The following is a 12,406-nucleotide window of genomic DNA, read 5'->3' on the forward strand; positions in this document are numbered from 1 at the left end:
CCTAATCCGTTATGCAAATAATAAACAAATGAGAACACTCTTTACCACTCTGCTTTTCATACTCTTTTCAGTTTTCGCTTATGCACAGGAAGCTGACGAAAGAATTCTTTATGTAATTGACTCTATACCTGTTATTGATGAGCCAGAAGAAGGCTTCGGTTCTTTAAGCGAAGATGATATTCAGGAAATAACTGTTGTCACCAATAAGGCCGCAATAGAGCAATACGGCTACAAAGACCTTAACAAGGTGATTCTTATCACTACTAAAGCATATGCCAGTCGCTCACCAGAGTTAAAGCAGATCCCATCCACAAAGGCCATGAAAAGGATTGACGGAAGGTGGCATCTTACAAACTCGCCAACTCCTTATTCAGGCCCTTTCATCGACTACTTCCTGAATGGCAAGAAGCAAGGCGAAGGTAATTTCAAAGAAGGAGTTATTGAAGGCAAACGTACAGTCTACTACCCTGATGGGAAGAAGAATTTCCAGAGAAACTACAGCAACGGAATAGAAAACGGTGAAGCAGAACAATACTTTCCAAATGGGCAACTCAAATACAAGGGCTTGTTCAAAGACGGAAAAGAAAATGGTAGCTGGGAAGAATGGTATTCAACTGGAAAGCTAAAGCGCCTGACAGAATTCAAAACTGGTAAAGATATGCCTTCTAAAGAGCAGGAGAAATATCATACTCTTCTTTTAAAGGCAAGCCAGCAGTTCAGAGATGGAAATTACCAAGGCTCTGTAAAGACACTTGACAAAGCAATCGAAATGGACCCGAACTACAGCGACGCATACTTTGAAAGGGGAACAGCCTATTTCTATGACTTTAAGTTTGATGAAGCCATCCAAGACTACAGTAAGGCTTTAGAACTTGAGCCATTTTATATGAAGGCACTTAGCAACAGAGCATTCGCGAGAATCCGCAAATACGAATTCAAAGGCAGCAGGACTTTGAGCAAGATGAGCGGAGTCACAGTCATGGCATCGAAAGGCAAAGCAGAAATTCCAAAAGAAGAGCAGGAGCAAATATGTGCTGACTTAACTAAAGGCTATCAATTAGGAGATAAGAAGCAGATGATAATTGACGCCATGGAAACTTATTGTGAATAGAACAACAAGCCATAACCAAGTGCAGCTTTAACCCTTGCTACGCTGCGGGTTTAGGCTGCACAAATTCGTCCTCTTACCATAATATTTGCTCAACCATAAACTCTAAAACAACACACCATAATATGCAGAACTCAGTAATCACAAAATACGGCTTGCATGGCAAATTAACGGCACAATCTGGTAAAGGCGATGAGCTGGCTGAGATACTGTTGCAAGCTGCTGATTTGCTTAAATCGGCCAAAGGCTGCCACCTATATGTTATCAGCAAAGACCAGCAAACCGCCGAAAATGTGTGGGTTTACGAAGTATGGGACTCTAAAGAAGATCACGACAACTCGTTACAGGTAGCAGGTGTAAGAGAACTGATAGGCAAAGCAATGCCAATTTTGGCCGGCCAACCGGAAAAAGGCATGGAATTTACTGTGCTAGGTGGCACAGGTTTAAACTAACAAAATATAAGGCCATGAACCAGAACCACTTCCTAAGTACGCTTTTCATCCTCTCTTTCTGCATTGGTCTGTTGGGCGCTTTCTTTAAAATAATGCATTGGCCGGGCTCCGACTCCATTCTTCTTACTGCAGCCGGTATCTGGATCGTGTTCATTTTACTTGCCCTCCTGGAGATCATCAGCTCTAAAGAGATTAAAACTTCCGAGAAAATAATGTGGTCGTTTGGGATGGTGCTGATGAGCGGTATAGTTGGCATTGTTTACATGCTGGTTGGTCGTCGACGAATTACCAGAAATTCATAACCCTTACCTATAGTTTATGCCTGAAAATTACCTCAAAATAAACCGTGAGCTCTGGAACACCAGAACCTTAACACACATCAATTCTGAATTTTACGATGTGCCCTCTTTTAAAGCTGGCCGCACCTCCCTAAACGATATTGAACTGGCACTGCTCGGCGATGTAACCGGTAAAAAGATACTGCACCTGCAATGTCATTTCGGTCAGGACACGCTTTCGCTGGCACGCATGGGCGCTATAGTTACTGGCGTAGATCTGTCGGAAGTGGCCGTAGAGAAGGCAAGAGAACTGGCTACAGACCTTAACCTGGATGCCCGTTTTATCTGTTGCAATGTGCTGGAGTTGGATAAGTACCTGGATGAACAATTCGATATAGTATTCTGCTCGTATGGCGTGATCGGCTGGCACCCCGACATGAACGCTTTCGCAACTATAGTTAGCAGATTTCTGAAGCCCGGTGGTGCGTTTTACCTCATAGAGTTTCACCCGTTCATCTGGATGTTCGATAACAACCAGGAAAATGTAATCTACTCATATTTTAACGACGGGCCTATAATTGAGGTGGAAGAAGGCACTTATGCCGACAAGGAAGCACCGATCAAAAACAACTCCTGCACCTGGAACCACTCACTTAGCGATACCATAACTGCACTGTTACAACATGGCCTGGAGCTTACTCATTTCCAGGAGTACAATTACTCTCCCTACAACATCTTTAAAGACATGACCCAGGATGGCAACAAATACCGCTTAAGGGATGGAAAGCTTCCACTCGTGTTTTCTGTAAAAGCGGTAAAAAAGTAGTTCTGCGCTACAACATAGACGTTATGCAAGTAATCGATAAACTAGCCTGGATCGAGATTCAGGACAAGCAAATTTTGAGTACCCGTTCTTTCGGGAAAGACGCTTTTTATATACCCGGCGGTAAACGTGAGCCTGGGGAAACAGACGCTCAGACATTGATCAGGGAAATAAAAGAAGAGTTAAGTGTAGACCTTCAACCAGAAACTATAAATTATCTTGGCACTTTTGAAGCCCAGGCACATGGCCATGCAGAAGGCATACTGGTAAAAATGCAGTGTTATACAGCAAAGTATACGGGCACTATAACAGCAACCTCAGAAATAGAAGAGGTAGATTGGCTCTCTCATGCCGATAAACCCAGGGTATCGGCCGTGGATAAAATAATATTTGACTGGTTAAAAGAACAAGGTCAGTTACTTTAAAAAGTTAAGGGCAGAAGCTACAAACTCCTGCCCTTAACTTTTTAACCTTATAACTTTCTAACTCTAAAAATCGTCTTCGTCTTCCTCGCCAAAACTTGGCATGGTGAACATACCGCTTAGCAGGTCTTTAAACTGCAACCCGGTGCTTAACCGGCTCTTGCTAAGCTGGCTGTGCTCTGCCAGACCATGAAGCGCAAACTCCATTAGAAACAGTTTTTCGTCACCTTTGGCTTTTGGTTGCTGCTTTTCTACAAGCTCGGTTAAGCCCGGTATGCTTTGCAGGTTTTTCTTATAGTCTGAGGCAGTCGCATCGTTCAGTATATCTATCGTGTTTCCATCGCCAAACCAGTCGGTTATCTTTTTATAGATATTGCCTTCCTTCGCTTTTTTAGCCTTGTCCGGGTCCGGAAAATACTTCAGGAACTGTGTACGGATCGCTTTACCCATCAGCACCTGCGCCACGTGGCCGGCTCCCTCCTGTTCGCCTTCATAAACCAGTTCTACTTTACCCGTAACCGATGGTATCGTGTTCAGGAAATCAGACACCCGCACGTAAGTAGACTTTTCACCGTTCAGTAAAGCGCGTCGCTCTGCAGCACTCAGCAGATTCTCGAAAGCAGATATCGTAAGTCGTGCCGATACACCGCTTTTAGGGTCTACATATTCGCTTTCGCGGGCTTCAAAAGCAACCTGCTCTATCAGGTCACCGATAATATCGTTGGTTTTTACCAGTTCGTTCTGCTCTTCTTTAACTTTTGCTTCCTGCAGCGTAATTTTCTTACCGGTTTCAATTGTTTTAGGATAGTGCGTGATGATCTGCGAATCGATTCGGTCTTTGAGCGGCGTAACGATAGAGCCACGGTTGGTATAGTCTTCGGGGTTGGCCGTGAACACAAACTGTATATCTAGCGGCATGCGTACCTTAAAACCGCGGATCTGGATATCGCCTTCCTGTAAGATATTAAACAGCGAAACCTGTATGCGCGCCTGCAGATCGGGCAACTCGTTTATCACAAAAATGCCCCGGTGCGAGCGCGGTATCAACCCAAAATGGATCACACGTTCATCAGAGTAAGGCAACTTCATGGTAGCAGCTTTTATCGGGTCGGCATCGCCAATCAGGTCAGCCACTGAAACGTCGGGTGTTGCCAGTTTTTCTGTATACCGGTCGTTGCGGTGCAACCAGCCTACAGGCGTATCGTCGCCATGTTCATGAATCAGGTCTTTAGCATAGCGCGAGAGTGGCTGCAGTGGATCATCGTTCAGTTCAGCGCCTTGTACTACCGGTATATATTCGTCCAGCAGGTCAATCATTTGTCGGGCAATACGGGTTTTAGCCTGTCCGCGCAAACCCAGCAGGTTAATGTGGTGCATCGAAAGTATAGCACGCTGCATATCCGGAATCACGGTTTCTTCATAACCCCAGATGCCCGGAAAAACCTCTTCTTTATTCTGTAATTTATGTATCAGATTCCGGCGCAACTCCTGCTTTACCGATTGCGGTTCGTAACCGGTTGCCTTTAGTTGACCCAGTGTTTTAATTTTCAGTAAATTTTCTGCTGGTATGTCTTTATAGTTCATTTTTACAGTTATCAGTTAACAATTATCAGTAACCAGTTTGCTGACTCTGATTGTTTGTGTGGCTAAATCTTTGATTTATCTACAGGTGAAAACCCACCCCTGCCCCTCCGAGGAGGGGAATTCTTGTTGTCAGTTTTACAACTCACAAACTCTTTAACTCCTAAACTCTTTAACTTTAAAAGCTTTTCTTCCGGTTCTGGCCGTAGTCGCGGAATACTAAATGGCCGAGGCCTTTAAGCGAACTATAATATGCCTGCCCGTTATTCACTTTTGTAAACTCGTCTACGAACTGCTGCAGGTATGGGTCTGATGCGATCATAAAAGTGGTGATCGGTATCTTCAGTCGGCGGCACTGAGCAGCCAGGTTCAGCGTTTTGTTTACTACTTTCCTGTCAAGCCCAAAGCTGTTTTTATAGTAGTTCAGTCCGATCTTCAGGCAGGTTGGTTTTCCGTCGGTTATCATAAATATCTGCTTGTTCGGTGTTTTCCGCTTTCGCAGAATATCCATGGCAAGTTCTAAACCGGCAACCGTGTTGGTGTGGTAAGGACCAACTTCCAAATAAGGCAAATCCTTTACTTCTATCTGCCAGGCATCGTTCCCGAAAACTATAATATCCAGTGTGTCTTTCGGGTATTTTTGTTTGATGAGCTCAGCCAATGCCATGGCTACTTTTTTGGCGGGCGTAATGCGATCTTCACCATACAGGATCATGGAGTGCGAAATGTCGATCATCAATACCGTAGATGCCTGCGTTTTGTGTTCCGTTTCGGTTACTTCCAAATCCTGCTCTGTTAACCTGAACTCGCCTAAACCGTGATTCACCTGCGCGTTCCGGATAGAATCTGTCATAGAGATCTGCTCCAGGGCATCTCCGAAACGGTATTCGCGCTGGTCTGTGCTGGCTTCTTCGCCTATGCCGGTATGTGGTGTAGCATGGCTGCCTTGTCCGCCTTTCTTCAGCTTCCCGAAGATCTCTTCGAGGGCGCTGCGGCGTATACCTTGCTCGCTTTTGGCAGTTAAACTAAAGCTTCCCTGTTCCTGCGGATTTTCATCCAGGTAGCCTTTCTTTTTCAGATCTTCTATAAAATCTCCAATGCCATATTCATCGCTGGTCAGGTTGTACTGTTTATCTAAGGAGCTCAGCCAGGCAAGGGCTTCGGCCACATCGCCGGAGCTTATAGTTACCAACTGCAGGAAAATCTTAAGCAGCGTTTCAAAGGTCGGCTTTTCATCTTCCGGCGGAATAAATTCTGCAAATCTGTACCCTAAAGCCATAGTTTGTAAATGTATGTGTAGTATAACAACGGATGGTGTATAATGTTCTGTATACGAGTTTTACCTTCCCCCGGCCCCTTCCTAAAAACAGTAGGCCCTTACTTTCATTTCGGGTATTCTTGAGACGAAAGTCGAAGTGAGCCAGTGTAGCTGTGAGAAATCTTATACGTACTATAGTTTCTCATTTGTCATTCTGAGCGAAGTTGAGGGATCTTATGTGTCCTTTAGTTGAAGATAACTTTCAATCCGAACTAAGCTATCTTTTCAAATTACCTCCAATCCTGGGAGCTTTAGTTACCTATCGTTTCAAACCAGCTTTGGTGCCCTCATGGCCGGGAGGCCCCGTCTTCGGGCATCGCGCTGTGCGAATCTCTTTTTCTCGTACCTCGAAATGCCTAACGGCACCAGATATTCACAAGGCGCTCAACCCAAAGACTGTGATATTTCTCATAGCAACCAGCATCTGTAGTTTTACTGATAAGCTTCGAGATTTATCAGCAATGTATTTCCGTAGGGACAGGTCGCGACCTGTCCGCTCGTGGTCTGCACTATAGAACTATAGTAACAAGCCCCTTCCTGTTTTGGGGGTAGGGGCCCTCGACAAAAGCAAGGGGCTGGTGGAAGGTAAAACAAAAAAGGCAGGCTGCTGATGCAACCTGCCTTTTTCTATAGTTTAACTACTGGTTAGTAAGCTATCCAGCGGAACTTGTATTCTAATTCAGGAACTTTCATACGGTCTGCAACACGCTTTAAACGGGCTGGCAATGCCATAACATAATCACGGGCACGCTCACCGGCTTCGTTCAGGCCAGTTAGTGTCTCTATCTTCCATTCTTTGATCAGGCCATCCAGGATATCGGTATAGTCTGAAGAAGTATATACTCCTAAACGCTGTGCCGCATCTGTAAAGTGACCAAACGTTTTACCAAGGTCTACACCTAATTCACGCATATAGTGTGCCGGCATCACGATCTTTTTACGCATCATGTCTTCAAAGGCCAGCATCATTTCGTTGGTGTCTGCTTCAAATATCTTACCTACAAATGCCTTGTATGCTTTTGCATGGCGGGCTTCGTCGGCTGCTACGTGGCCGCAAAGTTTTGCCAGTACGTTATCGCCTTCTTTTTTAGCAAGCTGCGCTACGCGGCGGTGCGAAATATTAGTTGCAGTTTCCTGGAAAGAGGTGTAAACAAACGAACGGTAAGGATCATTGTCCGTCATCAGGTCGAAACCATCTGCGATCAGGTACTGTGTAGATGCCTCCATTTCGCGCATGTTAATACGGCCACTCAGGTACAGGTAACGGTTCAGCACATCGCCATGGCGGTTCTCTTCAGCAGTCCAGGCACGGTTCCAGCGCATCCATGGCCCGTTCGGGTCCTGTGGCAAACCATCAATCGTCATCAGCCAGCTTTCGTAAGTGGGAAGTGCTTCTTCTGTAATGGTATCTCCTACCAAAACAGCAAGCAGGTCATACGAAAGATCGCTTGCACGCTCGCGCAGAAGTTTAATCTCACTCAGGAAATTATCAAGGGTAGCATCTGGTAAAAGGTCTGCTGGTTGCCAGCTTTCTTCTACAGTTTTAAGAAGCTCCGTGATCTTGTCATTGACAAAATCTTCCATCCATTTTATTACTTCTACTCTTGAGGCGACTGCTGATATCATGTTGTGGTGCTTATATTAAAGATCAAATATACTGATTAATGCGAAAAAATGGCAAGCGAGTTAACATTTAGTTAATCAGGTAGTAAGCTTACCTTTTGCCTCTATCTAAGAGTCTACGAAAAAAAAGAAAAGAGTTTAACGTAGGAAACCCATAAAAAATAGAACAGTATATATAATCTTTTAATTCCCTGTCCTTATTTGCCGTACCTGAGCCTAACATACAATTCCCTCACTATGTTCAGCTTTATTTGCTTGTTATTCAGTAATCTGATCAGGTTGTAAACTATGCCAGGTTTTGTTTTAAGGTTATTGAGCAGCTTTAGGAATTGTGCTGTTTCGGTAAAATGATTTGTAAGATACGCATGCCGTATCTCGTATTTCAGGCGTTTTATTAAAGCGTTTTTTTCTGATGGAGTTTCTACCAGCGCCGCTGCTTTTTCGCACACTTTTATAGTTGACAGTAACATCCGGACTTCTGAACTATACAATTTCTGGGACAACGAATGCGCATGCAAACGGCGTTTTGTGGTTACTTCGGGCAGGTAACTATAGTTCCAGTTTCGGGCAGATCGCACCCAGAAATCAAAGTCCTCATAGGCCAGAGTTTCGTCGTAACCGCCCAATTCTCCCAGCACTTCCCGGCGCATCATCATCGTGGGTGGGCAAATAAAATAGCGGCCAATCACTTCCGAAAAAACATCGCCATCCGGTGCAGCCTTAAACTTTTGGCTATGGTAATACAGGTGCTCTGAACAATCATTTATGTAGTCGGCATCAGAGTAAACAACTCCATAGTTTAAGCCAACCTTTTGAAATTGATTTACTTGTTTCTCAACACGCTCGGGCAACAATACATCGTCGGTAGCAAAGTCAATTACAAACTCTCCTTTTGATGCCCGCCATCCCATGTTAAAGGCTTTGGTATTGCCCAGGTTTTTGCCGGTACTGATGTAGTTTATCTGAGGATATTTCCGGGTATATTCCTGTATGATCGCGGCGCTGTTATCAGTACTCATGTCGTCCACCACGATCAGCTCCAGGTTCTTGTAAGTCTGCGCCAGCACCGAATCCAACGCTTCTTTTAAAAAGCGCTCGTGGTTATAGCAAAGGCAGATGATGGTAACGAGGGGTTGCGGCATAACTATAGTTTACAGCCTGCTAAATTACGGATTTATAGTTAGCCGAGTGATCTAATGTGTCCTATAGTTGAGGTTAATAGCAACCCGCAAAACGACATAATGGTATTACGTCGCTACAATTTCCTTTCGTAAGGTCTGAAACTATAGTGCTGTAAAGCCAAACGAAACAACAGCAAAAAGTCCCCCTTTGAAGGGGGCAGGGGGATGACTAGCGGTGGCTATAAAACTATAGCCCAAACTATAGCCCAATCCTGCAAACTCTGATTCAGACAAAGAACTTCTTAACACAACTTATTACATACTCCTGCTCCGCTTCTGTCATCCCCGGGAAAAGTGGTAAACTCAAACTCGTGTTGGCAAGCTCTTCTGTAATCCGAAAATCTCCTGCTCTATAGTTCAGGAAACGATACGCCTGCTGCAGATGAATGGGAACGGGGTAATGAATTGCAGTTTGTATGCCTTGTTGGTGCAGGTAATTTTTCAGTTCGTCGCGGCGTGGTGTACGGATATTGAAAATGTGATAAACATGATCGCAATGTTCGGCTGTGAAAGGCAGTGTCAGCTCGTTTATAGTTTGTAGTAGCTTCAGGTACAGTTTTGCCAGCCGCTGCCGCTCTTCGTTTTGCTGTTGTAGGTACTTTAGTTTTATAGTTAGCACTGCTGCCTGTAGTGTATCGAGCCGGGAGTTAACGCCGACAAGTTCGTTGTGATATTTTTCCTGCTGACCATAGTTTCGATAACTTCTTATAAAAGTAGCCAGTTCCGGATTTGATGTAACCACAGCGCCACCATCGCCCAAGGCTCCCAGATTTTTGGTAGGGTAAAAACTGAAAGCTGCAGCATCTCCGAAGGTACCTGCAAAATGGTTTCTATATTTCGCACCGTGCGCCTGCGCAGCGTCTTCTACTAATTTCAAACTATAGTTTTTGCACAGTTTATGCAGTTGCTCCATCTCGCAGGTTTGCCCATACAAATGCACTGCAACTATAGCTTTGGTTTTTTCTGTGATATGCCTTTCTGCAGTGGCAGCTGCCAGGTTGTAGGTTTGCAAATCGGGTTCGGCCAGAACAGGAGTTGCGCCCAGGTGCACGACTGCATTGGCAGTGGCTATAAACGTATTGGCCGGAACTATAACTTCATCGCCGGGGCCAACACCTGCAGCTTTTAAGGCAAGCACCAGTGCATCAAATCCATTGCCTACTCCTATCGCAGAACCAGCATTTAAAAAGTTAGCAAAGGCATCTTCAAAGGCTTTCACATCAGGCCCGAGAATAAACTGCTGCTCATGCATTACCCGTGAAACAGCCTGTTCTACCTGCTGCGTCACACCTGCCGGCCAATCCCTGAAAGCTACGTATGGTACCTGCATTACTATAATTTCCCGATCAACTTTTTATACACTTCATAATCCCGCAGATAATCCTGTTCATCAAAATCAGTGCTTGCCAGGCAAAGCGCTATAGTTCCTTCGGTAAAAGTAAGTTCGGTCCAGCACAGGGCGGGAATATATAATCCGGTGGCAGATGATAACAGGGTGAACTCACTTACACCTTCGTGCGTCTCTGCTTTTACTTTTATAGTTCCGGTCAGGGCAATCAATACTTCCTGAGTGGTTTTGTTGGCATGAAGTCCGCGTGTGATCTCAGATGGCGTGCCTTGTATCCAGAATGCGCGCTTTATTGCAAAAGGCAACTTATCAGCGAACTGCGTAGATGTAAGCAAACCTTCGGCGGCACTGCCAACCTGCTCAAAAGAAATCAAGTAAGGAGAATCTGACAATGTATTGCGGGTTAAGTATAGCTGCAAATAAATCTAATTTAGGCAAATTTACTAATACTTGCTGCGGGTGCTTTGCCCTGCTTGTTCTACATTTGTACTTCATCCGATCTAAAGCCAACTATGGTCTACCTGCTGCTCAGCATAATTGCCAGTACCTCACTGGTCTTCATATTTAAATTGTTCCAGCGGTTTGAGGTGCACACGTTCCAGGCTATAGTTGTTAACTACCTGACATGCGTGCTCGTTGGTTTCCTGTTTTCGGGGGGCAGTGGTGTGGTGCAGGCAAATATATTCCAACAAAGCTGGGTAATTTATGCGCTGGTGCTGGGCACTATTTTTATCGGTACGTTTTACCTGATCGCGCTTACCACACACAAAGTTGGCGTTACAGCAGCTGCGGTAGCTACTAAAATTTCGTTGGTTATCCCCGTGCTGTTCAGTTTGCTGGTACTTAAAAACAGTCTGAAAGATTATACTTTCCTGAACTATGCAGGTATGGTTGCAGCGCTGGTGGCTATCGTGCTTTCGTCTATCAGACCACGGAACAATGAGACCGAAGAACCTACTTCTCCCCTGCTTGCCTTGCTGCTTCCGTTCATCATTTTCCTTAACAGCGGCATCGCCGATTCGCTCATCAACTATACCAACCAGTACCACCTGCAGCAAAACGAAGCAAGCCAGTTCACGATGGTCACTTTCACGGGGTCTGCTATAGTTGGCTTGGTGGTTTTGCTTTATATGCTGATCGCGGGTAAAACAACCTTCTACAGCAAAAGCATTGCGGCCGGTATTCTGCTGGGCATTCCCAATTATTTTTCCATCTATTTCCTGATCGAAGCCCTTTCTGCATTCGGCAACGACGGTGCATTTCTATACCCGGTCAACAACATCGGCATTATACTGGCAGGCGCGCTGGGAGCTGTTTTGTTTTTCGGGGAGAAACTTACAAAGGTTAACCTGGTAGGACTTGCCATGGCAGTGCTGGCACTTGTCCTTATTTCGTATCAGGAAATTATTGCAAATTTGTTCTGATGATACAGGATACGTACCGAACTATAGCCGCACCCACCGAAAGCATTTATAAGGAAAAAGGCAGCAAGTTTCTGGCATTTGCCTACCCGGTTTATTCTGAAGAGGATGTAAAAGAATGCCTGGCTGAGCTTCGCAAAAAGTACTTTGATGCGCGCCACCATTGCTATGCTTATAGTTTAGGAGCCGGCAAAAGCCGTTACCGTGCCAACGACGATGGCGAGCCCAACCACTCCGCCGGCGACCCGATCCTGGGCCAGATCCGTTCTGCTGATCTGAGTAATATTCTAGTCGTTGTGGTCCGTTATTTTGGCGGAACCAAACTGGGCGTAAGCGGCCTGATAAACGCCTACAAAACCGCCACTGCCGACGCGCTTGCTGAAGCCACCATCATCGAAAAACACGAAACCACACTGCTGCAGATACACTTCGAATACCCCCAAATGAACGACGTGATGAGCCTAGTAAAAGACTATAACCTGGACGTCCGAAACCAGCAATTCGAGCTCTCCTGTGTACTAACTATAGAAGTAAGGAAACAACTACAGGAAGAAATAACCGCTAAGCTGGAGGCTATTGAAGGAGTGAAAGTTGAGGAGTTTGGGAGTTAAAGAGTTTATGAGTTTGGAAGTTAGGAAGTGTAAAACTGCCAACTATAGAACTGTAGCTCCACCCTTTATTAGTTCCTGTCCCTATCGGGCCAGTTGAGTCAGGAGACTCAACACCATCGTAAGTCACGAGTCTGGAGACTCGCGCCAGCGGTACGAACTATAAAACAACAAAGCCAACTATACCAAAGGCAGAAAAATCCCCTCTTGAGAGGGGGCAGGGGTGTGTCAATGGTCCCGATC

At 45.2% G+C, this 12,406-nt stretch carries 13 protein-coding genes; 7 read left to right on the forward strand and 6 right to left on the reverse strand.

Annotation, left to right across the window (positions count from 1 at the left end):
- The first annotated feature begins 28 nt into the window (after positions 1-28).
- The 5 genes from ABS362_RS01950 (at position 29) to ABS362_RS01970 (ending at position 3,086) form a co-directional block, all read left to right on the forward strand.
- A complete protein-coding gene (locus ABS362_RS01950) occupies positions 29-1,111 on the forward strand; it encodes a tetratricopeptide repeat protein (RefSeq protein ID WP_350410525.1) in 1,083 nt (360 codons plus the stop codon).
- Positions 1,112-1,233: 122 nt separating this feature from the next.
- Entirely contained in the window at positions 1,234-1,560 is a 327-nt protein-coding gene (locus ABS362_RS01955) for a putative quinol monooxygenase (protein ID WP_350410526.1), read from the forward strand.
- A 14-nt stretch (positions 1,561-1,574) separates the two neighbouring features.
- The gene (locus tag ABS362_RS01960; protein ID WP_350410528.1) at positions 1,575-1,862 is read left to right on the forward strand and encodes a hypothetical protein; all 288 of its coding nucleotides are present in this window, start codon (positions 1,575-1,577) and stop codon (positions 1,860-1,862) included.
- 16 nt (positions 1,863-1,878) lie between these two features.
- Positions 1,879-2,664 (forward strand): class I SAM-dependent methyltransferase, encoded by a 786-nt coding sequence (locus tag ABS362_RS01965; RefSeq protein ID WP_350410529.1) that lies wholly within the window; start codon positions 1,879-1,881, stop codon positions 2,662-2,664.
- A 23-nt stretch (positions 2,665-2,687) separates the two neighbouring features.
- Positions 2,688-3,086 carry an NUDIX hydrolase gene (locus tag ABS362_RS01970; RefSeq protein ID WP_350410531.1) on the forward strand — a complete coding sequence of 133 codons (399 nt, stop codon included), beginning with the start codon at positions 2,688-2,690 and terminating at the stop codon, positions 3,084-3,086.
- A gap of 63 nt (positions 3,087-3,149) precedes the next feature.
- Here the strand turns inward: ABS362_RS01970 and ABS362_RS01975 are convergent, their stop codons facing one another.
- The 6 genes from ABS362_RS01975 to ABS362_RS02000 form a co-directional block, all read right to left on the reverse strand.
- The gene (locus tag ABS362_RS01975; RefSeq protein ID WP_350410533.1) at positions 3,150-4,667 is read right to left on the reverse strand and encodes a sigma 54-interacting transcriptional regulator; all 1,518 of its coding nucleotides are present in this window, start codon (positions 4,665-4,667) and stop codon (positions 3,150-3,152) included.
- A gap of 175 nt (positions 4,668-4,842) precedes the next feature.
- Entirely contained in the window at positions 4,843-5,943 is a 1,101-nt protein-coding gene (locus tag ABS362_RS01980; protein ID WP_350410535.1) for a vWA domain-containing protein, read from the reverse strand.
- A 684-nt stretch (positions 5,944-6,627) separates the two neighbouring features.
- Positions 6,628-7,608 carry an acyl-ACP desaturase gene (locus ABS362_RS01985; protein WP_350410537.1) on the reverse strand — a complete coding sequence of 327 codons (981 nt, stop codon included), beginning with the start codon at positions 7,606-7,608 and terminating at the stop codon, positions 6,628-6,630.
- 194 nt (positions 7,609-7,802) lie between these two features.
- Positions 7,803-8,747, reverse strand: a complete 945-nt coding sequence (locus ABS362_RS01990) for a glycosyltransferase family 2 protein (RefSeq protein WP_350410539.1) — start codon at positions 8,745-8,747, stop codon at positions 7,803-7,805.
- 265 nt (positions 8,748-9,012) lie between these two features.
- Positions 9,013-10,116 (reverse strand): DegT/DnrJ/EryC1/StrS family aminotransferase, encoded by a 1,104-nt coding sequence (locus tag ABS362_RS01995; protein WP_350410541.1) that lies wholly within the window; start codon positions 10,114-10,116, stop codon positions 9,013-9,015.
- A 2-nt stretch (positions 10,117-10,118) separates the two neighbouring features.
- Positions 10,119-10,553: a sugar 3,4-ketoisomerase gene (locus tag ABS362_RS02000; RefSeq protein WP_350410543.1), complete on the reverse strand. Its 435-nt coding sequence runs from the start codon at positions 10,551-10,553 to the stop codon at positions 10,119-10,121.
- Between the two features lie 93 nt (positions 10,554-10,646).
- Between ABS362_RS02000 and ABS362_RS02005 the strand changes: the two genes are divergently transcribed.
- A complete protein-coding gene (locus ABS362_RS02005; protein ID WP_350410545.1) occupies positions 10,647-11,558 on the forward strand; it encodes a hypothetical protein in 912 nt (303 codons plus the stop codon).
- A 2-nt stretch (positions 11,559-11,560) separates the two neighbouring features.
- Positions 11,561-12,166, forward strand: a complete 606-nt coding sequence (locus ABS362_RS02010; protein WP_350410901.1) for an IMPACT family protein — start codon at positions 11,561-11,563, stop codon at positions 12,164-12,166.
- Positions 12,167-12,406: the final 240 nt, after the last annotated feature.

This window comes from Pontibacter populi (assembly GCF_040278685.1).
Classification (GTDB): Bacteria; Bacteroidota; Bacteroidia; order Cytophagales; family Hymenobacteraceae; genus Pontibacter; species Pontibacter populi.

What these genes read in the sequence shown, in the direction of transcription:
- ABS362_RS01950 (WP_350410525.1), top strand. Translation starts at nt 29, where the DNA reads ATGAGAACACTCTTTACCACTCTGCTTTTCATACTCTTTTCAGTTTTC.
- ABS362_RS01955 (WP_350410526.1), top strand. Translation starts at nt 1,234, where the DNA reads ATGCAGAACTCAGTAATCACAAAATACGGCTTGCATGGCAAATTAACG.
- ABS362_RS01960 (WP_350410528.1), top strand. Translation starts at nt 1,575, where the DNA reads ATGAACCAGAACCACTTCCTAAGTACGCTTTTCATCCTCTCTTTCTGC.
- ABS362_RS01965 (WP_350410529.1), top strand. Translation starts at nt 1,879, where the DNA reads ATGCCTGAAAATTACCTCAAAATAAACCGTGAGCTCTGGAACACCAGA.
- ABS362_RS01970 (WP_350410531.1), top strand. Translation starts at nt 2,688, where the DNA reads ATGCAAGTAATCGATAAACTAGCCTGGATCGAGATTCAGGACAAGCAA.
- ABS362_RS01975 (WP_350410533.1), bottom strand. Translation starts at nt 4,667, where the DNA reads ATGAACTATAAAGACATACCAGCAGAAAATTTACTGAAAATTAAAACA.
- ABS362_RS01980 (WP_350410535.1), bottom strand. Translation starts at nt 5,943, where the DNA reads ATGGCTTTAGGGTACAGATTTGCAGAATTTATTCCGCCGGAAGATGAA.
- ABS362_RS01985 (WP_350410537.1), bottom strand. Translation starts at nt 7,608, where the DNA reads ATGATATCAGCAGTCGCCTCAAGAGTAGAAGTAATAAAATGGATGGAA.
- ABS362_RS01990 (WP_350410539.1), bottom strand. Translation starts at nt 8,747, where the DNA reads ATGCCGCAACCCCTCGTTACCATCATCTGCCTTTGCTATAACCACGAG.
- ABS362_RS01995 (WP_350410541.1), bottom strand. Translation starts at nt 10,116, where the DNA reads ATGCAGGTACCATACGTAGCTTTCAGGGATTGGCCGGCAGGTGTGACG.
- ABS362_RS02005 (WP_350410545.1), top strand. Translation starts at nt 10,647, where the DNA reads ATGGTCTACCTGCTGCTCAGCATAATTGCCAGTACCTCACTGGTCTTC.